This window comes from Shinella sp. GW821-FHT11G07 (genome assembly GCF_058808115.1).
Window position 1 is genome coordinate 73,394 of record NZ_JBXARJ010000011.1, and the last position, 26,042, is coordinate 99,435.

At 63.0% G+C, this 26,042-nt stretch carries 27 protein-coding genes; 17 read left to right on the forward strand and 10 right to left on the reverse strand.

Annotation, left to right across the window (positions count from 1 at the left end):
* Positions 1–15 precede the first annotated feature (15 nt).
* The 3 genes from proC to AC1RT2_RS21295 form a co-directional block, all read right to left on the reverse strand.
* Positions 16–834: a pyrroline-5-carboxylate reductase gene (gene proC / locus AC1RT2_RS21285; RefSeq protein ID WP_493105091.1), complete on the reverse strand. Its 819-nt coding sequence runs from the start codon at positions 832–834 to the stop codon at positions 16–18.
* Positions 835–836: 2 nt separating this feature from the next.
* Entirely contained in the window at positions 837–1,337 is a 501-nt protein-coding gene (locus tag AC1RT2_RS21290) for a type III secretion system chaperone family protein (RefSeq protein WP_069058093.1), read from the reverse strand.
* 391 nt (positions 1,338–1,728) lie between these two features.
* On the reverse strand, positions 1,729–1,986 hold the full coding sequence (locus AC1RT2_RS21295; RefSeq protein WP_493105094.1) for an accessory factor UbiK family protein: 258 nt from the start codon (positions 1,984–1,986) through the stop codon (positions 1,729–1,731).
* 241 nt (positions 1,987–2,227) lie between these two features.
* Here AC1RT2_RS21295 and lgt point away from each other — a divergent pair, with 241 nt between their 5' ends.
* From lgt to AC1RT2_RS21330, 7 genes are all read left to right on the forward strand, one after another.
* A complete protein-coding gene (lgt, locus tag AC1RT2_RS21300) occupies positions 2,228–3,040 on the forward strand; it encodes a prolipoprotein diacylglyceryl transferase (protein WP_493105355.1) in 813 nt (270 codons plus the stop codon).
* Between the two features lie 14 nt (positions 3,041–3,054).
* Positions 3,055–4,155 (forward strand): class I SAM-dependent methyltransferase, encoded by a 1,101-nt coding sequence (locus tag AC1RT2_RS21305; RefSeq protein ID WP_493105096.1) that lies wholly within the window; start codon positions 3,055–3,057, stop codon positions 4,153–4,155.
* 101 nt (positions 4,156–4,256) lie between these two features.
* Complete coding sequence (gene pgeF / locus AC1RT2_RS21310; RefSeq protein WP_493105098.1) at positions 4,257–5,048, forward strand: peptidoglycan editing factor PgeF; 792 nt, start codon at positions 4,257–4,259, stop codon at positions 5,046–5,048.
* A gap of 36 nt (positions 5,049–5,084) precedes the next feature.
* A complete protein-coding gene (locus AC1RT2_RS21315) occupies positions 5,085–6,236 on the forward strand; it encodes a M24 family metallopeptidase (RefSeq protein ID WP_493105100.1) in 1,152 nt (383 codons plus the stop codon).
* A gap of 116 nt (positions 6,237–6,352) precedes the next feature.
* A complete protein-coding gene (locus tag AC1RT2_RS21320) occupies positions 6,353–7,141 on the forward strand; it encodes a hypothetical protein (protein WP_493105102.1) in 789 nt (262 codons plus the stop codon).
* 278 nt (positions 7,142–7,419) lie between these two features.
* Complete coding sequence (locus tag AC1RT2_RS21325) at positions 7,420–8,352, forward strand: ribose-phosphate pyrophosphokinase (RefSeq protein ID WP_069058087.1); 933 nt, start codon at positions 7,420–7,422, stop codon at positions 8,350–8,352.
* 156 nt (positions 8,353–8,508) lie between these two features.
* The gene (locus AC1RT2_RS21330) at positions 8,509–9,198 is read left to right on the forward strand and encodes a Kazal-type serine protease inhibitor family protein (protein WP_493105104.1); all 690 of its coding nucleotides are present in this window, start codon (positions 8,509–8,511) and stop codon (positions 9,196–9,198) included.
* A gap of 81 nt (positions 9,199–9,279) precedes the next feature.
* Here the strand turns inward: AC1RT2_RS21330 and AC1RT2_RS21335 are convergent, their stop codons facing one another.
* The 3 genes from AC1RT2_RS21335 to AC1RT2_RS21345 all read right to left on the reverse strand — a co-directional run bounded on the left by AC1RT2_RS21335 (position 9,280) and on the right by AC1RT2_RS21345 (position 12,419).
* Positions 9,280–9,654, reverse strand: coding sequence for a DUF779 domain-containing protein (locus AC1RT2_RS21335; protein ID WP_493105106.1), 375 nt, complete (start codon positions 9,652–9,654; stop codon positions 9,280–9,282).
* A gap of 137 nt (positions 9,655–9,791) precedes the next feature.
* On the reverse strand, positions 9,792–11,300 hold the full coding sequence (adh, locus tag AC1RT2_RS21340) for an aldehyde dehydrogenase (protein ID WP_493105108.1): 1,509 nt from the start codon (positions 11,298–11,300) through the stop codon (positions 9,792–9,794).
* A gap of 159 nt (positions 11,301–11,459) precedes the next feature.
* A complete protein-coding gene (locus AC1RT2_RS21345) occupies positions 11,460–12,419 on the reverse strand; it encodes a helix-turn-helix domain-containing protein (RefSeq protein WP_069058083.1) in 960 nt (319 codons plus the stop codon).
* A gap of 222 nt (positions 12,420–12,641) precedes the next feature.
* Between AC1RT2_RS21345 and AC1RT2_RS21350 the strand changes: the two genes are divergently transcribed.
* Positions 12,642–13,826 (forward strand): benzoate/H(+) symporter BenE family transporter, encoded by a 1,185-nt coding sequence (locus tag AC1RT2_RS21350; protein WP_493105110.1) that lies wholly within the window; start codon positions 12,642–12,644, stop codon positions 13,824–13,826.
* 3 nt (positions 13,827–13,829) lie between these two features.
* Here AC1RT2_RS21350 and AC1RT2_RS21355 read toward each other — a convergent pair whose 3' ends face one another.
* Positions 13,830–15,284: a hypothetical protein gene (locus AC1RT2_RS21355; RefSeq protein WP_493105112.1), complete on the reverse strand. Its 1,455-nt coding sequence runs from the start codon at positions 15,282–15,284 to the stop codon at positions 13,830–13,832.
* 242 nt (positions 15,285–15,526) lie between these two features.
* Between AC1RT2_RS21355 and AC1RT2_RS21360 the strand changes: the two genes are divergently transcribed.
* From AC1RT2_RS21360 to AC1RT2_RS21385, 6 genes are all read left to right on the forward strand, one after another.
* Entirely contained in the window at positions 15,527–16,135 is a 609-nt protein-coding gene (locus AC1RT2_RS21360) for a 50S ribosomal protein L25/general stress protein Ctc (RefSeq protein ID WP_069058080.1), read from the forward strand.
* A 230-nt stretch (positions 16,136–16,365) separates the two neighbouring features.
* Positions 16,366–18,759, forward strand: coding sequence for a putative bifunctional diguanylate cyclase/phosphodiesterase (locus AC1RT2_RS21365; protein WP_493105357.1), 2,394 nt, complete (start codon positions 16,366–16,368; stop codon positions 18,757–18,759).
* A gap of 20 nt (positions 18,760–18,779) precedes the next feature.
* Positions 18,780–19,529 carry a substrate-binding periplasmic protein gene (locus tag AC1RT2_RS21370; protein ID WP_493105114.1) on the forward strand — a complete coding sequence of 250 codons (750 nt, stop codon included), beginning with the start codon at positions 18,780–18,782 and terminating at the stop codon, positions 19,527–19,529.
* A 72-nt stretch (positions 19,530–19,601) separates the two neighbouring features.
* Positions 19,602–20,318, forward strand: a complete 717-nt coding sequence (gene pth / locus AC1RT2_RS21375) for an aminoacyl-tRNA hydrolase (protein ID WP_493105116.1) — start codon at positions 19,602–19,604, stop codon at positions 20,316–20,318.
* Between the two features lie 243 nt (positions 20,319–20,561).
* The gene (locus tag AC1RT2_RS21380; protein ID WP_493105118.1) at positions 20,562–20,900 is read left to right on the forward strand and encodes a hypothetical protein; all 339 of its coding nucleotides are present in this window, start codon (positions 20,562–20,564) and stop codon (positions 20,898–20,900) included.
* Positions 20,901–21,073: 173 nt separating this feature from the next.
* Complete coding sequence (locus AC1RT2_RS21385) at positions 21,074–21,583, forward strand: hypothetical protein (protein WP_493105120.1); 510 nt, start codon at positions 21,074–21,076, stop codon at positions 21,581–21,583.
* A gap of 132 nt (positions 21,584–21,715) precedes the next feature.
* Here AC1RT2_RS21385 and AC1RT2_RS21390 read toward each other — a convergent pair whose 3' ends face one another.
* Both AC1RT2_RS21390 and clpS read right to left on the reverse strand, forming a co-directional pair.
* A complete protein-coding gene (locus AC1RT2_RS21390) occupies positions 21,716–21,952 on the reverse strand; it encodes a hypothetical protein (RefSeq protein ID WP_083242801.1) in 237 nt (78 codons plus the stop codon).
* A gap of 171 nt (positions 21,953–22,123) precedes the next feature.
* Positions 22,124–22,435, reverse strand: coding sequence for an ATP-dependent Clp protease adapter ClpS (clpS, locus tag AC1RT2_RS21395; RefSeq protein ID WP_493105122.1), 312 nt, complete (start codon positions 22,433–22,435; stop codon positions 22,124–22,126).
* A gap of 160 nt (positions 22,436–22,595) precedes the next feature.
* Here clpS and ychF point away from each other — a divergent pair, with 160 nt between their 5' ends.
* The gene (gene ychF, locus AC1RT2_RS21400; protein WP_069058076.1) at positions 22,596–23,699 is read left to right on the forward strand and encodes a redox-regulated ATPase YchF; all 1,104 of its coding nucleotides are present in this window, start codon (positions 22,596–22,598) and stop codon (positions 23,697–23,699) included.
* A gap of 43 nt (positions 23,700–23,742) precedes the next feature.
* Here ychF and AC1RT2_RS21405 read toward each other — a convergent pair whose 3' ends face one another.
* Positions 23,743–24,864 carry a hypothetical protein gene (locus AC1RT2_RS21405; protein ID WP_493105125.1) on the reverse strand — a complete coding sequence of 374 codons (1,122 nt, stop codon included), beginning with the start codon at positions 24,862–24,864 and terminating at the stop codon, positions 23,743–23,745.
* A gap of 120 nt (positions 24,865–24,984) precedes the next feature.
* Between AC1RT2_RS21405 and AC1RT2_RS21410 the strand changes: the two genes are divergently transcribed.
* Positions 24,985–25,470, forward strand: a complete 486-nt coding sequence (locus AC1RT2_RS21410; RefSeq protein WP_493105127.1) for a MaoC family dehydratase — start codon at positions 24,985–24,987, stop codon at positions 25,468–25,470.
* Positions 25,457–25,924, forward strand: coding sequence for a MaoC family dehydratase (locus AC1RT2_RS21415; protein ID WP_493105129.1), 468 nt, complete (start codon positions 25,457–25,459; stop codon positions 25,922–25,924). Before AC1RT2_RS21410 ends, AC1RT2_RS21415 begins: the two co-directional genes overlap by 14 nt.
* Positions 25,925–26,042 lie beyond the last annotated feature (118 nt).

The following is a 26,042-nucleotide window of genomic DNA, read 5'->3' on the forward strand; positions in this document are numbered from 1 at the left end:
TTCCTTGGAAGGCTATCAGCCCGCCAGTTCCTCGGCGCGCGTGCGGGCGGCGGCGATCGCCTTGTCGAAGAGCGGCTGCATGCCATCCTCCGCCATGAGGACGGCAAGAGCCGCGGCAGTGGTGCCGCCGGGAGAGGTCACGTTCTGGCGCAGACGGCTGGCGTCGTCGGGGGACTGGTGAAGCAATTCACCAGCCCCCGCGACGGTTTCCCGTGCGAGACGCATGGCGAGGTCCGCCGGCAGGCCAGCTTTGCGACCCGCCTCCGCCATGCACTCGACGAGATAAAAGACATAAGCCGGGCCGCTGCCCGAGACCGCCGTGACGGCGTCAATATCGCCCTCGGTCGCGACCCACTCGACGGGACCGCTCACCTTGAGCAAAGAATGCACGAAATCGCGCTGCGTTTCGGAAACACGCGCATTGGCGAAAGCGCCTGTGACACCGCGACCGATCATCGCCGGCGTGTTGGGCATGGCGCGCACGGTGGCGGCCTCGCCGAGATGGCTTTCGAGATTGGCGATCGTCTTGCCGGCCGCGACCGAGACGACGATCGTCTCAGGCCCTACGAGACCCTTCAACGGCGGCAGGACCTGATCGATGACCTGCGGCTTCACGGCAACGAAGATCACGCCGGCCTTCACGCCTTCAGGCGCGGACGTCTCATGACGCGCGCCGTTGTCGGCGATCAGCTTGGCCATGGCAGGCTGCGGGCCGGGATCGATCACGATCACCGAGGAACCGGAAATGCCGCTTTTCAGCCAGCCGGCGAGCATCGCGCCGCCCATGTTTCCGGCGCCGATGAGAACGATGGGACCCGAAGCTGCAACCGCCATCGTCAAGCCTCTCCGACTGTCTCGAAAAGCACCGCATCGACGGCGGACTGGGCGTCCATGCCGGACCAGACGACAAACTGGAACGCCTGGAAATAGGCTTCGCAGGATTCAAGCGCGCTGGAGAGCAGCACCTCGACCTGTCGGTTCGTGGGCTCCGCGCCACCGGCAAGCAGCAGCGACTGGCGGAAGATCACCACGTCCTCGCGGCGCCACAGGTCGAAATGCCCCATGAGCACCTGGCCGTTCACATGCGACAGCAGGCAATGCACTTCGGTGACCCGGCTTTCCGGGACCTTGATGTCGAAGGCGCAGGCAAGGTGCAGCGCCTCGAACTCTTCCATCCAGGAGAAGGAGACGTGGTAGTCCGCCCACTTGCCTTCGACGGTCATCGCGATCTCGTCTTCGCCCGACCGCTCGAATGTCCAGTCATTGTTGGCTGCGACGAATTCGATCATATCGACCGGGTTGGACTGACGTCCGATATCCAATTCCATAAGGCTCATGCATCACCTTCTAGGCCGGAAGGCATGCGCTATCGTGCTTACACACACGACGCGGCAAACCAAACTCCGGAAACAACACTGAATGATTGCTCGGCACTACAAGCACTCTGGACGACTTACCCTGTCCGAAGCTTGCGCTGCCATTCTCGAATCATCATTTAAAATCAGTGTATAACGGCGGAGTCACGGCGCCAGCCCCTAAGCCGCCATTTTCTCCGCCCGGTTGTGGACAGAGGTTGTGAAAAAGATTCAGGTGGGGCGGGTAAGGGACTCTGCGAAAACAGCTTTTCGGAAGTGTCCACAGGGGTAAAAATTTTATTAAAAAAAACGGTTGGCGCGATGTGAATCACGCCAACCGAGTCCTGATGGTCAAAACCTGTGCTGAAACGGCTCAGCCGTTCGCGTTGAGACGGACTTCGAGGGCCTCGATGCGCTGCAAAAGCGCATCGTTTTCGTCCCGCGCCTTGACTGCCATTTCGCGCACCGCTTCGAATTCCTCGCGCTTGACGAGGTCCATGCCGTTGATGAAGCGCTCGGCCTGAGCACGGAACACCGTCTCGGCCTCCTTGCGCACGCCCTGTGCGGCGCCGGCGGCATCGGTCATAAGCTTGGCGAAGTCGTCGAGAATGCGGTTCGCACCGGTGGTCATGGTCTGCCCTCCTCGGGTGTCGATGGTGGTCCTGCGGGCATTCCTATGCCGCGCCTTGGCACTGAGGTAGGGTTTGACGGCGCGGCTTGCAAGCGGATTCCGGTGGATCGGCGCCCGTGGCAGCCGCTGCGGCACCCCCCATCACGATTTATCGCCTTGACCCTGCCACGAGGCGTCGCCATCTTCCGCGCAAAACAGGAAGATCAAAACCTTGACGAACATCGCCCAGCTTTTCGCCATCATGCCCTATCCGGAAATCGACCCGATCGCCTTTTCGATCGGCCCGGTCGCTGTGCACTGGTACGGCATCGCCTATGTCGTGGGCATCATGCTGGGCTGGTTCTATGCGCGCCGGCTGGTCGAGACGCCGCGGCTGTGGGCTGGCGAGGCACCGGCAACGCGCGTGCAGCTTGACGATTTCCTGGTCTGGGCGGCCGTCGGCATTATCCTGGGCGGTCGTATCGGTTACATCCTGTTCTACGATTTTCCGAACGTCGCCGCCGATCCCCTGCGCGCTCTCCAGGTCTGGAACGGCGGCATGTCCTTCCACGGCGGCCTTGCCGGCACGACGCTCGCCATGATCCTGTTTGCCCGGCGCAACGGCATTGCCATCTGGAGCCTGTTCGACATCGTCGCCGCGGTGGTACCGATCGGCCTGTTCTTCGGCCGCATCGCCAACTTCGTCAACGGCGAGCTCTGGGGCCGCCTTTCCGATGCGCCCTGGGCCGTGATCTTCCCGGAAGCCGGTCCCTTCGCCCGCCACCCGAGCCAGCTCTACGAGGCAGGCCTGGAGGGTATCGTGCTGCTTTCCGTCCTGGCGATCGCCATCTACCGTTTCGGCGCGCTGAAGCGCCCCGGCCTCGTCACCGGCATCTTCGTGGCAGGGTATGCCCTCTCGCGCATCACGGTCGAATTCTTCCGCGAGCCGGACCCACAGCTCGGTTATCTCCTCGGCGGCTGGCTGACCATGGGCATGCTGCTGTCACTGCCGATGCTGGCACTTGGCCTCTGGGCGATTGTTCGCGCCCATGCGGCTCGCCCAGTCAGCGCCTGAGCGGACGGTAGCCCATGCCGACACCCCTCGCCCGCAAGATCAAGGCGCTGATCCGCATCAACGGTCCGATCAGCATCACCGACTATTTCGCACTCTGCCTCGCCGATCCCGAACACGGCTACTACCGCACCCGCGATCCCTTCGGCCGCGCCGGTGACTTTGTCACAGCGCCAGAGGTGAGCCAGCTCTTCGGCGAAATGCTCGGCATCTTCCTCGTGCACGCCTGGCAGAAGCATGGCGGGCCGGCAGAGGTGCGGATCGCCGAGATCGGCCCCGGCCGCGGCACGATGATGGCCGACATGCTGCGCGTCATCGTCAAGCTTGCGCCGCAGCTTTACGAGACCGCGACGATCCACCTGATCGAGACGAGCCCGAAGCTGCGCGCCGTCCAGCATGAGACGCTCGGCATGCACGCCGCCCGCGTCACCTGGCACGACAGTTTCGAGGAACTGCCGGACGGCTTCGTGCTGCTTGCCGCCAATGAGCTTTTCGACGCCATTCCGATCCGCCAGTTCATCAAGACCCCGTCCGGCTTCCGCGAGCGCATGGTCGGCCTCGATGCCGAGGACGAACTGACCTTCGCCGCCGGGGTCGCCGGCATCGATCCGGCCCTGCTGCCGGACCATCACAAGAATGTTCCCGACGGCACGATCTTCGAGATCGCCCCGGCCCGCGAAGCGGTCATGGCGACGATCGGCGAGCGCATCGCCTGCTTCGGCGGCACCGCATTGGCGATCGACTACGGTCATTTCGTCACCGGCTTCGGCGATACGCTCCAGGCGGTGCTGAAACACGACTTCGACCCACCGCTCGCCCATCCCGGCGAGGCCGACCTGACAAGCCATGTCGATTTCGAGCGCCTTGCCGGCGCGGCTGCCGCAGCCGGCCTGCATGTGCACGGCATGCTGCACCAGGGCGATTTCCTCGTCGGCCTCGGTATCGGCGAACGCGCCTCCGCGCTCGGCCGTCACCGCGACGAGGCGACGCAGCAGTCGATCCTGAACGACGTCGCCCGGCTTGCCGGCTCCGGCGCGGGTAAAATGGGTGATCTTTTCAAGGTCTTGGCCGTCGGTAGCGCATCGCTTTCACTTTTTCCTTTCCGCCAGCCGGATTGACAGAGGGGGCAAGGCCCGACAACATCCGGCCCGATTTGCAGCCCGCATGCCCCGGCGACATTCTTGCCTGGCGATCCGTCCCCAAGCCCAGCCGAGAGACCATGAAGGACCAAGCATTTCCCGCCCCGATCGAAAGCCCGCTGCTGGCAGAACGTGCCGGCAAAACGGTGCAGCATGGTTTCTTCACCCGCGCCGGCGGCGTCTCGCAGGACATCTATCGCGGCCTCAATGTCGGCCTCGGCTCGAAGGATGAGCGCAAGAACGTCATCGAGAATCGCGCCCGCGTCGCCCGCTGGTTTTCCGCAGCCCCTGAGCGCCTCGCCACGGTGCATCAGGTCCATTCGCCGGATGTCGTGGTTGTCGATGACAGCTATGATGGTGCCCGCCCGGAGGCCGACGCGATGGTCAGCGCCACGCCCGGCATCGTGCTCGGCGTTTTGGCTGCGGACTGCGGCCCGATCCTGTTCTGCGACCCCGACGCCCGCGTCGTCGGTGCCGCTCATGCCGGCTGGAAGGGCGCGCTCTACGGTGTGCTGGAAAGCACCATCGCCGCCATGGAAAAGCTCGGCGCCCGGCGGCAAAACATCCTTGCCAGCCTCGGCCCCTCCATCAGTCGGCGCAACTACGAGGTCGGCCCGGAATTCGTCGAGCGCTTTCTAGGCGTCGACAAGGCCTATGCGCGTTATTTCACGCCGTCGGGAAAGGTCGATCACGCGATGTTCGACCTGCCGGGCCTGACCACGCAACGCTTGAGCGATGCCGGGGTGACCGCGGAAAACCTGGATATCTGCACCTATCCCGACGAAGATCGTTTCTTCTCCTACCGGCGCACGACGCACCGTCAGGAACCCGACTACGGCCGCCAGATCTCGGCGATCATGATACGGGCGTAACGCCCCAAAACAGACGAAGACGACGGAGACACCACAATGGCACTTCACTTCGATACCGAGGAATACGCCAACCGGCTCCAGCGCCTGACCGCCCGCATGCGGGAGGAAAAGATCGACGCCATGCTGCTTTTCGCGCAGGAGAGCATGTACTGGCTGACCGGCTACGACACGTTCGGCTACTGCTTCTTCCAGACGCTGATCGTCAAGGCCGACGGCAGCATGGTGCTTTTGACGCGGTCAGCGGACCTACGCCAGGCGCGCCATACCTCCAACATCGGGAAAATCGAGATCTGGATCGACCGCATGAATGCGGACCCGACGATGGATCTGAAAAACCTGCTGTCCGATATGGATCTGCTCGGCTGCCGCATCGGCATCGAATATGACACGCACGGCCTGACCGGCCGCAATGCCCGCCAGCTCGACAACCAGCTCCAGAGCTTCGGCCAGATCGTCGATGCTTCGAACATCGTCAGCCGGCTCCGCCTCATCAAGAGCCCCGCCGAGATCGCCTATGTCGAGCGCGCGGCCGTCCTCTCGGACGACGCGCTGGCTGCCGCCCTGCCGCTCATCGTGCCGGGCGGTGACGAGGCCGCGATCCTTGCGGCCCTGCAGGGCGCCGTGCTCGCCGGCGGCGGCGATTACCCCGCCAATGAATTCGTCATCGGCTCCGGCGTCGATGCCCTGCTCTGCCGCTCGAAATCCGGCCGGCGCCGGCTCGATGCCCAAGACCAGTTGACGATCGAATGGGCCGGCGTCAGCGCCCGCTATCATGCCCCGATGATGCGCACCGCCCTCATCGGCGAGCCGACCGCCCGCCACCGCGAACTCTACAGCACCTGCCGCGAGGCCATTCAGGCGATGGAAATGGTGCTTCGCCCCGGCAACACCTTCGGCACCGTTTTCGAGACCTTTGCCCGTATCATCGATGAGCGCGGCCTCGCCCGCCATCGGTTGAACACCTGCGGATACTCGGTCGGCGCCCGCTTCGCCCCCTCCTGGATGGACCTGCAGGCCTTCCTCCTCGGCAATCCCCAGGAAATCGAGCCGAACATGTCGCTCTTCGTGCATACGATCATTTTCGATTCCGATAGCGGCACCGCGATGACGCTCGGCCAGACCTATCTGACGACGACCGACACGCCGAAGCCGCTGTCACGCTACGGGCTTGATTTCATCGCGGTGTGATGGATCGATCGCCGGCCTGCCAGATCCCGCAATTGACAGGCCTTCGGCCGATACCCATAAATCGTTGCGGGGCACGGAGGAGGCAAAAGGCCTTCGGAGAAACACGGACGAGAACGATGCAAGAGCTGATGAAGTGGCTGGCAGTGATCGGCCTGATTGCCGCCCTTGCCGGCTGCAACAGCACCGACGCGCTGACACCACAGGTCGATGTCGGTGGCGGCGGGTTCAATTCGCCGCCCGTCACCCAGAACGACCTTGATCAGATGAGCGCCCAGACGACGTCTGTAACCACGACGCCGGCCACCTCGACAACCCAGAGAACGGCCTTCACGCCATCGGCCGAGGCCGGCAGCACGACGGGCGCGGATACCGCCGGCACGCTGGAAGCTCAGGCCGATGCGCTCGCCCGCAACAATACCGGCCGCAACACGACGCAATCCGACACCGCACTCGCCCGCACCACCGCACAACGCTCGCTCGCGGCGGAAACATCGACCGGCGCAGAAGAGGTTGCAGCCGTCTCGGCCGCCGCCGAGACCGGCGAGACGATCCGCTTCCTGCCGATCATCGGTGCGCCGGTCGAGGCCGTGACCCCACTCTCCAAGCGCCTTGGCGCTGAAGCACGCTCGAACGGCCTGAAGATCCGCAGCGCCTCCGACAATTCCAGCAAATACATCCTGAAGGGCTACTTCTCCGCCTTGAACGACGGTGGCAAGACGACCGTCGTCTATGTCTGGGACGTGCTCGATGGCAGTGGCGCGCGGCTGCACCGCATCCAGGGACAGGAAACCGTCTCGGGCACCGCGTCGGATCCGTGGGCTGCCGTGCCGTCCCGCACGATGGAAGGCATCGCCCAGAAGACGATCCGTCAATATCTCGACTGGCGCGGCACTGCGCCGGGTTAAGAGTGCCGGACGAAGGCTTACCGGGGATTTTCATCCGCCTGTCAGGAGCCGACCGAAAGGCAGTGTTATCGGCATCGACAAGGGTCGGCGACGACGCGAAAGGCGAAAAGCACCAGCAGGTCGATCCCGAGAGGTTTTGTTAGGCACTCCGGGACTGCTGAAACGGTAAATCACAGCGAAATGCGAAGATTCGCTTTTCCGATGCGGCAAGGCCCTTGCATTCGCGGTTTGAGCCGCTTAAACGCCCCCCATCAGCTTAATCCACAGGCGGACCATAAATGAAGGTTTTCGCGGGCAATTCGAACCGGCTTCTGGCCGAAGCGATCTGCAATTATCTGAATGTTCCGCTCGGCCGGGCTACGGTCAGACGCTTCGCAGACCAGGAAATCTTCGTAGAAATCCAGGAGAATGTGCGCGGCGAGGACGTTTTCGTCGTGCAGTCGACCTCGTTCCCGACCAATGATCACCTGATGGAAATGCTCATCATGATCGATGCAATGCGCCGCTCCTCGGCGCGCCGCATCACGGCCGTGATCCCGTATTTCGGTTATGCCCGTCAGGACCGCAAGCCCGGTCCGCGCACGCCGATCTCGGCAAAGCTCGTCGCCAACCTGATCACCGAATCCGGCGCCGACCGCGTGATGACGCTCGACCTGCACGCCGGCCAGATCCAGGGCTTCTTCGACATCCCGACCGACAACCTCTACGCGGTGCCGATTCTGGCGCGTGACGTAAAGGAAAACTACAATCTCGAAAACGTCATGGTCGTTTCGCCGGACGTCGGCGGCGTGGTGCGCGCCCGCGCGCTCGCCAAGCGTCTCGATTGCCAGCTGGCGATCGTCGACAAGCGCCGTGAGCGCGCCGGCGAATCCGAAGTCATGAATGTGATCGGTGACGTCACCGGCAAGGACTGTCTGCTGATCGACGACATCGTCGACTCAGGCGGCACGCTCTGCAACGCCGCCGAAGCGCTGCTCAAGAACGGCGCGACCAGCGTCACCGCCTATATCACGCACGGCGTGCTCTCCGGCGGCGCCGTCGCGCGCGTCACCTCTTCCAAGCTCAAGGAACTGGTGATCACCGACTCGATCCAGCCGACCACGGCCGTCCAGTCGGCGCACAATATCCGCGTCATCTCGACTGCCAACCTGCTCGGCGAAGCGATCAACCGCACCAGCGCGGAAGAGTCGGTTTCGAGCCTCTTCGACTGAAGCCAATCCGGCGACCGCAAGACCCGATCTGGCCTATGCGCTGCATAGGTTGCGTGACCTCGCGCGCCTCAATCAGCCCCTGTTTTTTTAAGCCAGCGCCAATACCGGACCTATCGGTTTTGCGATAGGGTCCGCTGAGATTCGCTAGGAGGACCCATGACTTTGATATCGCCTTTCTTATCCCGGCTGGCGGGACGCATAGCCATCCTTCTCGCCGCCGGCACGCTGGCGGCTTGCCAGGTCGATGTCGACCAGGGCGGCGGCTACGACCCGCGCCCGCAGATGTGCACCAGGGAATATGACCCGGTTTGCGGCTCGCGACGCGGTGATATCCAGACGTTCCCCAATGCCTGCGAAGCACGCTCCAGCGGCTTCCAGATCGTCGGTCGCGGTGAGTGCCGTCCCGGCGGTCGACCGGACCCGCGTCCGGATGAAGGCCGTGCCTGCACGCGCGAATATGCACCGGTCTGCGGCTCGCGCGGCCGTGACCGCCAGACGTTTGCCAATGCCTGCGAGGCACGCTCGAGCGGCTTCGACGTCATCGGCCGCGGCGAGTGCCAGATCCGCCGTCCCGACAGTGGCTGGACTGACAACGGCGACGGCCGGGATCGTCCGCGCGATCGGGATCGGGATCGCGAGGACAACCGCAGCGACCGCGAGCGGGAACGGGATCGCAACCGCGATGAAGGGGACCGCGAGCGTCCGCGTGATCAGCGCGCCTGCACGATGGAATACAATCCGGTCTGCGGACAGCGTGGCCGTGACGTCAAGACCTTCGGCAATACCTGCTCTGCGGGCGCTGCAGGCTACCGCGTCATTCGCCCCGGCGAGTGCCCTGCACGTTGAGTATCAGTTCGACCAATGCGCATGACCAGAACCCCGCCGTCCACACGGCGGGGTTTTGCATTTGAGCCAACCGGATAACGTTCAGCGTGCAGGTAGCGGACAGGCCTCGCCACCGCCGAACAGGCGCGAGCGGGTGAGGAAGCGTTTTTCCCGCCCGTTGTCGAGCGAGAACATGCCGCCGCGGCCGGGCACGACGTCGATGATCAGCTGCGTGTGTTGCCACACCCCAAACTGGCTCTCGCTGATATAGACCGGCACGCCGCCGATCTCGCCGAGCTTCACGTCCCGGTCGCCGACGATGTAGTCGTCCGCCGGGTAGCACATCGGCGAGGAACCGTCGCAGCATCCCCCCGACTGGTGGAACAGGATTTCGGGATGATCTGCCTGGATCTCCCGGATGAGCGCAAGGGCGACATCGGTCGCCACCACGCGCGGTTCGGTCGCAATTTCAGACATGGCAAGGCTCCCTTGACGCGTTTTCCCTCCCCCCGGGCAGCGGGGAGAGGGATGGGGCGTGGAGCAACGGCGGACAGGGCTCCACCACCCGTCGATCGCCTTCTCTCGGGGAGGCTGGGAGAAGGACGGGCGGTCGCTCAGAAGAAACCGAGCGCCTTGGGAGAGTAGCTGACCAGCATGTTCTTGGTCTGCTGGTAGTGGTCGAGCATCATCTTGTGCGTCTCGCGGCCGATGCCCGACTGCTTGTAGCCGCCGAAGGCAGCATGGGCCGGATAGGCATGGTAGCAGTTGGTCCACACACGGCCGGCCTGGATATCGCGGCCGAAGTGGTAGCAACGGTTCGCCTCACGGCTCCACACGCCGGCGCCGAGACCGTAGAGCGTGTCGTTGGCGATGGCGAGCGCTTCCGCATCGTCCTTGAAGGTCGTGACCGAAACCACCGGTCCGAAGATTTCCTCCTGGAAGATGCGCATCTTGTTGTGACCGCGGAAGACGGTCGGCTTGACGTAATAGCCGCCGGAAAGGTCGCCGCCGAGATCGTTGCGCCCGCCGCCGGTCAGCACTTCCGCGCCTTCCTGCCGGCCGATGTCGATATAGGACAGGATCTTTTCCAGTTGCTCGGACGACGCCTGCGCCCCGATCATCGTCGCGGTGTCGAGCGGGTTGCCCTGCACGATCTTTTCGACGCGCTTGATCGCCTTTTCCATGAAGCGGTCATAGATCTTCTCATGCACCAGCGCGCGGCTCGGGCACGTGCAGACCTCGCCCTGGTTCAGCGCGAACATCGCAAAACCTTCGAGCGCCTTGTCGAGATAGTCGTCGTCCTCGTTCATCACGTCGGAGAAGAAGATGTTCGGCGACTTGCCACCCAGTTCCAGCGTGACCGGAATGAGGTTCTGGCTGGCATATTGCATGATCAGGCGGCCGGTCGTCGTCTCGCCGGTGAAGGCGATCTTGGCGATGCGCGGGTTGGAGGCAAGCGGCTTGCCGGCTTCCAGACCAAAGCCGTTGACAATGTTGAGCACGCCGGCCGGCAGCAGGTCACCGATGAGTTCGGCCCAGACGAGGATCGACGACGGCGTCTGTTCGGCAGGCTTCAGCACGACGCAGTTGCCTGCGGCAAGGGCGGGCGCCAGCTTCCAGGTGGCCATCAGGATCGGGAAGTTCCACGGAATGATCTGGCCGACGACGCCGAGCGGCTCGTGGAAATGATAGGCGATGGTCTCATGGTCGACCTCGCCGATCGTGCCTTCCTGCGCGCGAACGCATGAAGCGAAGTAGCGGAAATGGTCGATGGCGAGCGGAATGTCGGCGGCGAGCGTTTCGCGCAGCGGCTTGCCGTTGTCCCAGGTTTCGGCACGCGCGAGGAGGTCGAGATTGTCCTCCATGCGCTGGGCGATCTTCATCAGGATGTTGGAGCGCTCGGTTACCGAGGTGCGGCCCCACTTGTCCTTGGCGGCGTGGGCCGCGTCGAGGGCGAGCTCGATATCGGCAGCGTCGGAGCGGGCGACTTCGCAGAGCTTGCCGCCAGTGATCGGCGTGACGTTGTCGAAGTAGCGGCCCGCGACCGGCTCCTTCCATTCACCACCGATGAAGTTGCCGTACTTCGCCTTGTACGGATTTTCGACGATCTTCTGATGCAGCATGTCAATTCCTCCCAAAGAGACCCGGTTGGGCCGTCGAGAGCATGGTGCTGCGCTTCGTGGGGGAGCGGTAGAGGCCAGCCGGCGATGGCGGCGGGGACTGTTTCAGAATTGAGACAGGTCGATGCGACAGGCTGTGCTGCGCCGCAACATTCCGGGCATTCAGTTAATGGAGAGCTTCTTCATCTTCCGATAAAGCGTCGCGCGGCTGATGCCGAGCAGGTCCGCCGCCTGGCTGACATTGCCGCCGGCGCGCGTGAGGACGCGGCGAAGGGCTGCGCGCTCCGCGTCGTCGAGGTCACGCCCCTCCTCCGCCCGGTCCTCGTGCAGTAGATCGGAGGCCGCAATGCCCGTGGCGATCCGCCGGTCGTCCAGACCAAGCATCTGGCGAGCGGCGCGCGTGGCACCCAGCACGAGATCATCGCGGTCGACCGCCAGCAGCGCCGGCGCGGTACGGCTTTCGGCCGGCACGAGAAGGATGCGGGCTGTGGAAAAGGCGCGGCGGAAGAGACCGGCCTCGATGCGGGCAGCCGCATCGCGCACCGCTTGCGAGAGGATCGACATGGTCATGTCGTTGGCATCGTCACGGCAGGTTGAAATGTCGATGGCGGCAGCGATACGACCGGTATGATCGCGGATCGGCGCCGTCGTGCAGGACAGCCCGGTGTTTTGCGAGAGGAAATGCTGGTCGCGCAGAATGAGCACCGGCCGCTCGTCGGCAAGCGCCGTGCCGATGCCGTTGGTGCCGACGCTCGCCTCGCTCCAGACAGTGCCGGACCAGAGCCCGACACCACGGAAATCGCGGTCGTCACCCGCAGCGCCACGCCGTTCGAGCGCTATACCGTTCTCGTCCGTCAGCAGCAGGCAGCATCCGGCCTTGCCGACCGTGGCGAAAAGCCGGTCGATCTCGCCGCGCGCCTCTTCGATCAACACGCTGGAGCGGGCGCGGGCATGGTGAAATTCGGATTCTGTCAGTCGCCACGGCACGCGGGCTTCTTCCGGCGTCAGGCCGTGCAGGGTCAGGCAGCGGCGCCAGGAAGCGGCCACAGGGGAACTCGCCGCCGCCGAGGTATGGGCCGCAACGGTGTTCACATGATCCGCGTGATCGAAACGCGCAGACATCCGCTCTCCTCCCGAGGGCTTCCGACCGATCGTCGCATAAAAATACAACGCACCAGACTATACCCATGTTTCGGACGGCTGGTCCAGCCGGACGAAGGTCCAAGATCGGGTCGACCGTTTTGGGCCACGGCTTTTGACCTGCCGGCAGCGCCACAAGCCTGTTTCCAAGCCTCCCGCCGCCTGTTACCAGTGCAGCACATCCTTTTCAGCATCGATCCTGCCATGTTCCGTGACTTTTCCGCCCAAGCCCTGTTCATGGGCCTGCTCACCGCCTTTGTCGGCTTTGCCAGTTCCTTCGCCGTCGTCCTGCACGGATTGACGGGCGTCGGCGCCACGGAGGCACAGGCCGCGTCCGGCCTGATGGCGCTGTCCGTGTCGATGGGCGTTTGCGCCATCGTGCTCAGCGCCGCGACGCGCCTGCCGATTTCCATCGCCTGGTCGACGCCGGGTGCCGCACTGCTCGCCAGTTCCGGCGCGGTCGAGGGCGGGTTTGCCACGGCGGTCGGCGGCTTTCTCGTGTGCGCCGTGCTGATCATCATTGCCGGCCTGTGGAAGCCGCTCGGCCGCATGGTCGCGGCCATTCCGGCGACGCTCGCCAATGCCATGCTTGCCGGCGTGCTGATCGGGCTGTGTTTTGCGCCGGTGAAAGCCATTGCCTTCGATCCGCTGCTGGGCCTGCCCATCGTCATCGCCTGGGTCGTCGTCGGCAGCATCAACCGGCTCTACGCCGTGCCGGCAGCGCTGGCCGCCTTCGTCGTGGTGCTCGCCTTCGGCATCGACATTCCGGAGGGCGCTTTTGCCGGGCTTGGCGAATCGCTGCTGCCGAAGCCGGAACTCGTGATGCCCGCCTTCACGCTTGCCGGCCTCATCGGCATTGCCCTGCCGCTCTTCATCGTCACCATGGCGTCGCAGAACATTCCGGGCATCGCCGTCCTGAAGGTGAACCATTACGAGCCCAAACCCGGCCCGCTCTTCGCCGTCACCGGCTTCTTTTCCCTGCTTTCCGCCCCCTTTGGCGGCCATGCGGTCAACCTCGCCGCCATCACCGCCGCCATGTGCGCCGGCAGCGACGCACATCCCGACCCGGCCAAACGCTATTGGTCGGCGATCAACGCGGGCATTTTCTATGTGATCTTCGGGCTCGCCGCCGGCGCGGTCACGGCTTTCGTCAGCCTCGCCCCGCCGATCCTCATCCAGGCGGTGGCCGGCCTCGCGCTGATCAGCGCATTCGCCGGCTCGGCACTCAACGCCTTCAAGGAACCGGAAAGCCGCGAGGCGGCGGCGGTGACCTTCCTCGTCACCGCCTCGGGCGTCTCGTTCGCCGGCATTTCCGGCGCGTTCTGGGGATTGATCGGTGGTGGGCTGATGCTGGCGCTTGCGAGGTTCACGGCAAAACGCCGCGGCTGACCCTTACTGCTGGAAGGGCAGCGGCTGGCCGTTGATCAGCACCTTGCCGTCCTCGCCGACCTTCAGATCCCAGGCCTGCGCCCCGCCGCCCGCATCGCGCGCAAGCCCCTTCATCATCAACAGACCGAAAGCCGCCTGGCCGAACTGCGGCACGGCAGCGGCATTCTTCTGGAGATAGGCGACGGTCTTGTCGAACGAACGCATGGTGATGGTCACGTCGGCGCTGTGGCGATCCTGCTGGTCGGGATAGACCAGCATCTTGCCGGAGAGGTGCACGTCGTAGATCGGCGAGACGGCGGAAACATCCTCGAACTCGACCGTCATCGTGCCGTCCGGCAGCACGATCTTGCCGATCTCCTTGTTCTGCTCCTCCGTCAACGGCTCCGGCTTGGTGAAATCCGCGTGGTCGACGAGATAGTTGACGGCGCCGGCAAGATCCAGATTGGTGACGGCCGCCTTGAAGGTCGCCCGCTCGGGCACCGCCTCGGCAAAGACCGCCGGCAGGATCCCGGCCGGCGCGTTCGGTTTCTCCACGCCGAAGCCGAAGCCCACGCGCGTGGAATGGGCGATGCCGTTCATGTCGATATCATAGGTGACGGTGTCAGCCCCGAAGAGGCCCTTGTCCGTATTGACCGTGACGTTCGACGCCTTGATCGTTTCGGTCAGATTGTCGAAGACCGGCAGGGAGGCACGCAGCATCTCCTTCAGCCGCGCGGCATCCGCCGCCTCGAGCTTGTCCTTGTGCATGTTGTCGAGAATGAAGAAGACGAGGTCCTGCATCACCTTGTAGCGGGCGCCATCCATGCTGACATCGATATCGATCGTGTCCGCACCGATATCGACCCGGCCGCTCGGCCCGCCGGTGATCGTTTCGGCAAAGGCCTTCATCACGCCCGTGCTCGTCACGTCGAGCGTACCCTCTCCCCGCTTCTCGGCCGCAACGCGCATCGCGGTTTCGCCGATGCTGGCCGTGACGCTCTCCTGCGGCGAGGTGGTGGAAAAGGCGATCTTCTGCGCCGTCCAGTCTGCGGAGGTAAAATAGAGAATCTCCGGATCATAGATCCCGTCGAGCTTCATCGAATCGATGAGGTAGGTGAAGGAATTCTTGCCCGGTGCTGCATCGACCGTGCCCTTGATGTCGAAACTGTCGTTCGCCTCGACGCGATAGGTGCCCTCCGGCATCGGCCTGAGATAGGCGGTCATCGGCTTCAGGCCTTCGACGGTCACCGTCCCGGTCTTCGCCTTGTCGAGCAGCACCGTCGGGTTGAAGCGCAGCTCGTAGAACGAGGAGGCCGCCTTGACGGTCACGAGGCCGGCGTCGATCATCTCCTGCGGCAGATAGCGGGTGAGCCGCTGCTGAATGCTTTCGGCCTCGGACGGCGAAACCTGCTGGGCCAGGGCGGGGCTCGCGAATACGAGCGCAAATGCGGCCGAGGCCATCAGGGTCTGTCGTCTCATCGGGGTCTCCTTCGCCGAACCGCTTCCTACCGAACATCCAATCACGGCGGCACCGTGTCAATCCGGGGTCAATCCGGGCCGAGGCCTTGCATTTCCGGGCATTCTCGTTTATCGAGCCCCCGTCCGCGTAGACACCCTTGGAGGCAACGCGGATGAGGCTTTCACGAAATCCTCAAGTTTTGCGCTGCTGGCGAATGCGCCAGCCGTGGAAAACTCTCCAGTAACACACGAAAGGTAAAGTCATGAGCCACGAAACTTACGAGCTCAAGGCCGAAACACGCGAACGGGTTGGTAAGGGGTCCTCCCGTGAACTTCGCCGCAACGGTCTTATTCCTGCAGTTATCTACGGCGACAAGCAGGCCCCGCTTTCCATCGCCCTGTCGACCAAGGACGTCACGCAGCGTATCCACGCCGGCGGCTTCAAGACGACAGTTGCCACGATCGACGTCAACGGCGAAAAGATCAAGGTCCTGCCGAAGGACTTCCAGCTTGATCCGGTCCGCGACTTCACGATGCATGTCGACTTCCTCCGCGTTTCGGGCAACACCCACGTCGTGGTCGAAGTTCCGGTTCACTTCATCAATGAAGAGAAGTCCCCGGGCATCAAGGTCGGCGGCGTCCTGAACATCGTTCGTCACGCTGTCGAACTGCATGCTCTGGCCGGCGACATTCCGGAATTCCTGACGGCTGACCTGTCCGGCCTCAAGGTCGGCGACGGCATCCATATCTCGAACATCAAGCTGCCGAAGGGCACGAGCCCGGTCATCACCGACCGCGACTTCACGATCGCCACGATTGCCACCCCGGCAGCCGGCGTGCGGGAAGAAGAAGCCGAAGGCTCCGCAGAATAATCCCTTCCAAAGGGATCGTTCGGAAAACCCCGCATTCTCCCGAATGCGGGGTTTTTCTTTGCCCGCTTGCCGGCACTACCGTGGCGGGAGGTTTGAATTATCAGCACTTTTCCGGATCGGTATTTCAGCAACATTTAAGACTTTGGTGAAAAGCTAAGCCTCTAAAAATGACGAAGACCAAAGAGGGGCACTATGGGCTGGCTTCGCACCATGGCAGGCGGGCAACCGGCATGAAGATGCATTCGGTGGAAAGCCGCTTCATTGCCATCGTCATCGGCGCCCTGCTCGTCTTCGTCGCTCCCCTGTTCGTCCTGTTCCTCATCCTTTCGTCCGATCGTGTCGCGCGCGAGCGCCTGCAGAACACCGAGGTGTTGCTGGAGGCCAATGTCCAGGCGCTCGGAAAACCGCTGTGGGATTTCGACAAGGACAGCATCGACCAGATCGTCACGGCGCTCCAGGCCGAGGCCGATATCAGCTTCGTGCGTGTTCGCGACAGTTCGGACGTGATCGACATCCGCAAGCCGGCGGTAAGCCCCGATCCGGACGACGCCCGTTCCGTCGTCAAGACCGATATCCTTTATCGGGCGAGCGACGGCATCAAGAAGGTCGGCACGGCCGAGATCTGGCTGCGCAAGCAGGGCCTCTTCGCCCGCTTCACGAAGGACGAGATGACGATTTTCGCCATCTTCTTCTTTGCCGTGGCAACGCTGTTCACCGCCGCCATCATCGGCAACCGCATCACCATCATTCGGCCGCTGATGCGGCTGACGGCGGCCATCGAAGCCACCCGCCGGCTCGGCTCGCGCCATCACGTCGACTGGACGTCGAACGACGAGATGGGTGCACTCGCCCATAATTTCAACGAGATGCAGAGCAAGCTGGAGCGCGAGGAGAAGGAACTCAAGCTGGCGCATGCCCGCGCTACCGACATCTACAATCTCACCCCGGCGATGCTCTTCTCCATCGATGGAGACAACCGCATCACCGCCGTCAGCGACTACTGGCTGACCGCTACCGGCTATCGCCGCGAAGCGGTGATCGGCCAGGAATTCACCGATTTCGTCGTCGAGGAATCGCGCGAGGCCTACCGCAAGCGCCATACCACCAGCATGGAAAACGGCGGTATCTGCGAGGTCACCGTGCGCTTCCGCTGCGCCGATGACAGCATCATCGACGTGCTGATCCTGGAGACCGGCGTCGAGGCGAGCAACAGCCGGCAGGCCTTGTCGCTCTCGGTCATGACCGACGTCACCGACCTCAAGGAGGCGGAAACCCGCAACCACCGCCAGGCGATCACCGATCACCTGACGGGCCTGCTCAACCGCCAGGGTTTCGAAGCCGTGCTGGACGACCTGATCGGCGAAGCCGACAAGCTCGGCCAGCAGCTCGCCTGCCTCTTCGTCGACCTCGACCGCTTCAAGTGGATCAACGACAATCTCGGCCATGCCGCCGGCGACGATGTGCTCTGCCAGGTCGCAATGCGCCTGCGCCGCCAGCTGCGCGCCAACGATGTGATTGCGCGCCTCGGCGGCGACGAGTTCGCCATCCTGCTATGCGCGCCCAATGCCCGCCAGCTCGCCATGGATATCAGCGACCGGCTGGTCGCAAGCCTGCGTGCGCCGCTGATCGTCAACGGCGCGGAACTCAACGTCAGCGCCAGCATCGGCGTTGCCGTCTATCCCGACCATGCCGAGACGGCCGCCTGCCTGCTGCAAAAGTCGGACATGGCGATGTATGCGCGCAAGCGCAGCGGCAAGAACGGCGTGCAGCTTTTCGACAACAACATGGTCGACATCGCCCGCAAGCGGCTGGAGACCGAACAGTTCATCGACCAGGGCCTGCGCGACGACTGGTTCACCGCCCATCTCCAGCCGATCGTCAGCCTGTCGGACGGGCGCGTCGCCGGCTTCGAGGCCCTGATGCGCCTCAACCACCCCGAACGCGGCCTTTTGCCGCCGGCCGAGATCATCGGCATTGCCGAGGAGAATGGCTCGATCGGCCAGATCGGCGACGCCATCCTGTCGAAGGCCATTGCGAGCCTCGCAGTCATTTCCAGGCTCGACGGGCTTGCCGACAGCTATCTCGCGGTCAACTTCTCGCCCCTGCAGTTCGAGCCCGCCCTGCCCGCGCGCCTTGCCGCGCTGCTTCTGCAGAACGGCATCACGCCGTCGCGCATCGTCGTCGAGATCACCGAGGCCGTGCTGATGCTCGACAATCCGGTGGTGCGCGACGTACTTGACGCGCTTTCCGACCTCGGCTGCCGTATTGCGCTCGACGATTTCGGCACGGGCTATTCCTCGCTCAGCTACCTCAACCGCTTCCCCGTCGATATCGTCAAGGTCGACCAGTCCTTCACCCGTTCGCTTTCGAGCGACCAGCCGGATGTGCGCCGCAAGAGCCGCATGCTGGTCGAAGGTATCCGCACGATCTCGCACCAGATGGGCTGCGCCGTGGTGGCCGAGGGCATCGAAACCACCGAGCAGTGGGACATCCTCCAGGCGATGAACATCGAATTCGGCCAGGGTTACCTGCTCAGCCGGCCCCTGCCGCTTGACGCGCTCATCGAAAAGCTGGACGAATTCGCGAGGCCCGCCGTGCCCGAGCGCCAGGCGATAGCATCCTGAGAGGACCAGGGGACGAGACGATGAAGACACTGCTTCTCACGCTTTGCCTGTCGCTTGCTCCCCTTTCCGCGCCGCTTGCCGAAACCCTGCATTTCGTCACCGAGGAATACGCGCCCTTCAACTACACGAAGGACGGCAAGGTCACCGGCATCGCAGTCGAGCAGGTCGAGGCGATCGCCAAGGCGGCCGGCATCGATTACAAGCTGGAGATCATGCCATGGGCGCGCGCCTTCGCCATGGCGGAAAGCCAGCCGATGCATTGCGTCTTTACAACGGGCTATAACCGCGAACGAGCCGACCGTTTTCTCTGGGTGAACCCGCTCCTGAAGGATGAGATGGTCCTGCTGAAACGCAAGGATGGCAGCAAGGGGCCGGCGACACTCAGCGCAGCGCTCGGCATGAAGGCCGGCTCGCAACGCGGCGATTTCGCCGTCGAGGCGCTGGAAGACCTCGGCTTCAAGGATATCGATCTCGCTGCCGACATCGACATCAGCGTGCGCAAGCTGCTCTCTGGACGCATCGACCTGATGCCGACCTCCGTCAAGACCTACGAAAACCTGGTGAAGCAGGGGCAGCCGGTCGAAAAGGCCATGCTGATGGCCGGCCAGATCTACGGCCTCGCCTGCCAGAAGAACACGCCACCGGATCTCATCAGGCGCCTTCAGGCAGAACTCGACAAACTGATCATGAGCGGCGAGCAGGACCGCATCTTCACTGCCTACGGCCTTCCGCCAAACACCCACACGGCGCAAAACGGCGCGAAGAAATAACCCCAGGCGGTTGACTTCCGGCCGCTTTCGCGGTGGTGAAGGCAACGACAGATCCTTTTGGCGGACCATTCCATGCTGATCATCGCCGGGCTCGGCAATCCGGGCGCAAAATATGCGGGCAACCGCCACAATATCGGTTTCATGGCGCTGGACGCGATCCATCGCAAGAACCCGTTTTCGCCTTGGTCGAAGAAGTTCAAGGCCGAGATCTCGGATGGCGAACTCGCCGGCGAAAAAGTGCTTCTGATCAAGCCGCAGACCTTCATGAACCTTTCGGGTGAATCCGTCGGCGAGGCCATGCGCTTCTACAAGCTCGCGCCGAAGGATATCGTCGCGATCTACGACGAGCTGGACCTCGCCGCAGGCAAGGCGCGCATCAAGGCCGGTGGCGGCCATGGCGGGCATAACGGCATCAAGTCGATCGACGCCCATTGCGGCCGGGAGTACCGGCGGCTGCGCCTCGGCATCGGCCATCCCGGCGTCAAGGAGCTCGTTACCAACCATGTGCTCGGCGATTTCGCCAAGGCCGACCACAGCTGGCTCGACCCGCTGCTCGACGAACTGGCGATCAATGCCGACATGCTGGTACGGGGCGAGGATTCGCAGCTGATGAACAAGCTGGCGCTCGCCGTCGGCGGCAAATCGGAAGAGAAGGACGCATCGGCGAAAAAACCCGCCGCCCAGTCCCACATCCGCCCGGCGCGCAACCACGCCCAACCGAAGATCCTGCCGATGACCGGGCCGATGGCGGAAATGCTGAAAAAGCTGCTCGGCAACAAGGGCGAGTGATTTTTAGAGTACTTTCGGGAAACGGCGTGGTGGCCACACCACCGAAACCGCTTCACAGCGTGGCATTGCAGCAGGTGCGCGAGATGGAGCCGATGGTGCCGGACACGCAGTCGGCTGCAGTCATGTTGTCTGCATTGCTCCGGGAGCGGTCATTCCTGTTGCGTGCCGTGCTCCTATGCCGTGGGGTGCTTTCCGGCGCGCAAAGTGTAAGCTGACCAGCATTCAAGATCATGGAGGTGGTGCATGCCCCGTTTCCTTGCCGTTTACACCATTAAGCCCGAGGACGTCGCGTCTTTCCGAAGCCTTCCCAAAGCCGAGCAAGACGCTATCGATGCTATCGGCGTCAAACAGTGGGCGGCCTGGGAGGAAAGAAATGCTGCGTCTATCCTCGATCGTGGCGGCATGGTGGGAAAGACGACACGTGTCACCAAGGACGGCGTCGCCAAAGCGGTCAATCCATTCTGCGGCTATATGGTCGTTGAGGCCGAGACCGCCGATGCCGCCGCGCAACTTTTCCACGACCACCCCCACATAACGGTCTTCCCCGGCGACGGCGTGGATATCATGCCCTTTGTAACCTGACCGCCGAGGTGAGCCTTCCGACCACAGCGATGGGGCGGCGGCAGAGGTCTGCTTTGGGCCACCTGCCGTCATGCTGCAGAGGCGCCAGTTGCGGAGAGGTGAGCGGCACTGGTAGAGAAACAGTGGGCTCGGCGTCTGTAGCCTAGCAGGTAATAGATGGTGGGAGATTCAATTTGTTTCGATACGCCAAGCGCCTGAACTCCATTTTCAATTCTAAAGTGCGTTTAGAGCGCGTAGACCGGGCCGTTGTGGGTACTGTTGCCGATGTACTGGGAGCGCAGGAACATGTGGATGAGAAGGTAACGCAGCGAGTAGCTGAATTTGTCGCGCGACCTATCACCGTCCAACGTCTTATAGATGTCATTCCTGAAGCATTTGGATTGGTCTTGATTTCCCGAATGCCAGAAACGCGAAACACGCTGATACCAAATACCTTTCTCGTCTTGGATAATTTTGGCGATTGGAGCGAACTGCCGATGTGGTGTGAACCAATCTTCGATATGGCACTCTCAAAAGCCAGTCATACCTTCGATAACGGGCCTAGAACGACAGTCGAAAACAACTGCAACCGAAGTGTTCTCATCTCGGCTCTATCGGCCGCTCTCAACGCGAACGCATCACTTGATGGGGCAGCATTTGCCCCACCAGCGTTCTTAGACTTGCCCGCTTCTCTCTATAGATGATGCTTGGGGACCGAAAGCTGCCAAGCCACAACCGCAGTGTCGCGTTCGAAGGGCAGAACTTGGTGTCGGGTCTTCATTGAGGGTAATCAGGCCGCTGTCATGCGGCGGCCTGTCTGACGTCAAAGGAAGGCTTCACGAAGCCGAGAATTTCACCGTCACGCCGCGCTGCCGAAAATAGGCCTGCATGAGCTTCCTGCCGGAGCGGTTGTTCTGCACGAGCCTGGACGGGTCGAATACGGCCTCTTTCAAACCCTCGCGCGTCAACGCGGCCTTGAGAGTCGCGATATGCACGTCGATGTCGGCATTGTCCGCTTGAAGTGATTCATAAATGCGGTTTGTTGCATCCGCTACGGTCGGTTCGCTCACCATTACGCTCCTGTTGTTGTTCGGCTGGCGCTTATCACACTTTTCGGCGTGACCCTATTGTGGTGAAAAATGTCCACATCATGGGTGGCAATGGATTGGAACATTACGTCCGCTTTCGAAGATACGAACTAGCTCCGAATGGTTGATGCCGCCAAGCACTACCAACAGGTCGAGCTACTCTTCCGGCTCGGTCTGGAAGAATAGCGGGAAACCGGCTTCCTTGGCGAGGTCCGTTGCCTCCTTCGCCTTGGTCTCCGCAATATCGCGGGCGCAGACCACGACGACGCAGGTGCCCATCTTGTGTGCGGTGATCATCACGCGCTGGCTCGCATCCTCGTTCATGCTGAAGACCGCCTTCAGCACCAGCACAACGAATTCGCGCGGCGTGTAGTCGTCATTGACAAGAATGACCTTGTAGAGCTTCGGCCGTTCCAGCTTTGGCTTGGTTGTCGTCTTCGGGGTCAGGGTGACATCATCGTTGCCCATCGGAAGCCCTCCTCGTGAGTGTGCCTTCGAGCGATGTAGGCATCATTGTGCATCGCGAGAAGGGGGAGTTCAAGAGCTGCGCATGCGGCAAACACTTGACCCTGCCCCGTCCTTCCCCCATAGCGGGGGCAACGATTTTCGAGACGAATGGACCACCTCAATGGGTTTCAAATGCGGTATCGTCGGACTGCCGAATGTCGGCAAGTCGACCCTCTTCAATGCGCTGACCAAGACGGCGGCGGCGCAGGCGGCAAACTATCCCTTCTGCACGATCGAACCGAACACCGGCGAAGTGGCGGTTCCCGATCCACGCATGAAGGCGCTTGCGACCATCGCAGGCTCCAAGGAGATCATCCCGACGCGCATCTCCTTCGTCGACATCGCCGGCCTCGTGCGCGGCGCCTCGAAGGGGGAAGGCCTCGGCAACAAGTTCCTCGCCAACATCCGCGAAGTCGACGCCGTGGTGCATGTGCTGCGCTGCTTCGAAGATGACGACATTACCCATGTCGAGGGGCGCATCAATCCGGTCGGCGACGCCGACACGATCGAGACCGAGCTTATGCTCGCCGACCTGGAAAGCCTTGAGCGCCGCGTCGAGCAGACGCGCAAGCGCGCCGCCAGCAAGGACAAGGAATCGCTCTCGCAGCTGCCGATCATGGAAGCCGTGGTCAAGCTCCTGAACGAGGGCAAGCCGGCCCGCCTTCTCCTGAAGACGCTGGCGCCGGAAGAGATTGAGATCCTGAAGGGCCTCAACCTCCTGACGTCGCATCCGGTTCTCTACGTCTGCAACGTCGCGGAAGGCGATGCATCGACCGGCAACAGCCATACCGAAGCCGTGGCCGCCATGGCCAAGGAACAGGGCGCCGAATGCGTCATCATCTCGGCTGCGATCGAATCCGAGGTCGCCCAGCTTCCGGAAGAGGAAGCTCAGGAATTCCTCTCGGCGCTCGGCCTTGAGGAAGCGGGCCTCGATCGCCTCATCCGCGCCGGCTACCACCTGCTCGACCTGATCACCTATTTCACCGTCGGCCCCAAGGAAACCCGCGCCTGGACCATCGTGCGCGGCACCAAGGCGCCGCAGGCCGCCGGCGTCATCCACACCGATTTCGAACGCGGCTTCATTCGCGCCTTCACGATCGCCTATGACGACTACATCGCCTACAAGGGCGAAGTCGGCGCCAAGGAAGCCGGCAAGGGTCGCGACGAAGGCAAGGAATACGTGGTTCAGGACGGCGACGTCATCCACTTCCGCTTCAACACCTGAAGCAGCCGCTCCACATCGCCGACAGCAGATCCGCTGCCGCCCTTTACCGAAGGGGCGGCAGTTTTTCTTTGAGCGCCATCGGCAGCGGCGTGACCGCCCACCGCCGGAAGTGCGGCCAGCCGATGCCGATGGTCAGCACGACGACGCCGACGATCAGCAGCGTCAGGAAGACGTAGCCCTCCGGCGCCGCCTCGATGCCCTGGAGAAGGCTGGCGATCGCCAGACCGAGCGACACCAGGCCGGACGTGACGAAAGCCCGCCGGTCGATGACCAGTCCGATCACCATGAGCACGACGACGATGCCGACGATGACCAGCGCGTCCGGCAGGCCCTTGTTGCCGCTGAACAGCCGCTCATTGGCGAAGTCGCCCAGAAACACGAAGGCCAGCATCGCATAGAGCAGCGCGGGTGCGGTGATGAGATGCAGCCAGAAAGCGATATCGGACCGGCGTGTGACGCGGAACCGGTCCGACAGGTCATAGACCATCGCCAGCGCAAAAAGACCAAGCGCCGCCACAAGGAAGATGGCCGACGCGATGACCGGATGATCGGCAAGGACATCCACGCTTCCCGTGAAGCGTGAAAGTGCCAGGAAAATCAGGCCGAGAGCAGTTGCAGCCAAGGAAAGGAACCACAGGCTCAGCGACAGCGGGATGCGATAGCGCCAGTAGAACGGCGGCAGGAGGATCGCGAACGGCAGCATGACGAGCAGGAAATGCAGGACCGGTTCCGGCTCCGGCTGGCCGATGAAACTATCGAGGGCGATGACCGTCGTCACGAAGATCCAGTGGACATAGAGAAGCGTCAGCAGCACGGCCGGCAGCGCCAGCCGCTGCCGCTTCACGAGGATTTCCGCCAGCACGATGATAACCGGCAACGCGGCGAGGAAGGCACCGACGCCCCAGACGCCCGCCATGGCAATCGCCACGCCGATGGTGATCAGCACGTCGTGGAAACCGCGGACGAAACGTGGTGCTTCCGTATCCTCGATCGGGGAAATGGCGCGATCCTCAGCGGAGCCGGCAATGTCGAGCGCATCAGCCTTGGACGGCGATTGCAGCGCCACGCCGCGCGCCGCCATATAGGGCAGCAACGTGCCCGCCTGCTCGGCGGAGATGAGGCCCTCGCCAGCCGCTCCGTCAAGCACGGATTTCAAGGTCTGCATGGATAGCCGTCTCCTCATACCGCAGGGAGCGCCACCTTACCCGCGGTCGGCGGGGTGGCAAGCGCATGAGCGGACAAGACCTTGCAAAACCGTGCCGCGCTCGCCATTGTTTTTCGAAACATGACGGATCAGGCAGTGACGACCTACACATTCGAAGACTTTACGCCGGGACGCCGCTTCGACTTTACCGCGCGAACCCTGACAACGGACGAAATCATCGCCTTCGCAAGCGAGTTCGATCCGCAGCCGATGCATCTCAACGAGGAGGCCGGCCGCGCCAGCATTCTGGGCGGGCTTGCCGCCTCCGGCTGGCATACCAGTGCGCTGATGATGCGCATGCTCTACGAGGCCTACATAAACGGCTCCACCTCGGAGGGCTCACCCGGCGTCGACCTGATGGAGTGGAGGCGGCCGGTGCTTGCCGGTGACACGCTCGGCGGTCACTGCGTGGTGCTGGAGGCCCGCGCGTCACGCTCGCGGCCGGAGATCGGCATCGTGCGCATGCGCGCCGAGGTGACCAACCAGCGCGGCGAACTCGTCGCGGTCTCGGAATATATCAACATGATGCGTCTTGCCGAGAAGGGAGCCGACCATGCGCATGGCTGAGCTTTATCCCTTCAACGAAACGGTCGAAATCGGCAGCCTCACCTTTACGGCAGAGGACATCATCCGTTTCGCCAGGAGCTTCGATCCCCAGCCCTTCCATCTCGACGCGGAACTCGCCAAACACGCCCTCTTCGGCGGGCTCTGCGCCTCCGGTTGGCATTCCGCGGCCGGGTGGATGAAATGCTTCGTGCCGTTCTGGGTGCGCGAATGCAAGCGGCTTGCGAAAGAGGGTATCGTGCCGCCGAACCTCGGCCCCTCCCCGGGTTTCACGAAGCTCAGCTGGCTGAAACCGGTCTTCGCCGACGACACGATCACCTACTCCGTGACGCTGATGGCGTCGCGCGAGCTTGCCTCGCGCCCCGGTCGCCTCGTCAACACAATCCTCAACGCTGGCAGAAACCAGCACGACGAGCCGGTCATCCGGTTTGAAAGCACCGTGCTGGAGTTCGTCTGAACGCTATTGAGCGCCGAGCAGCCCCCTCATCCGCCTGCCGGCACCTTCTCCCCAGCGGGGAGAAGGTGGCCCGAAGGGCCGGATGAGGGGGCCGCTCCGCGCCTAAAGGATTTCCAAG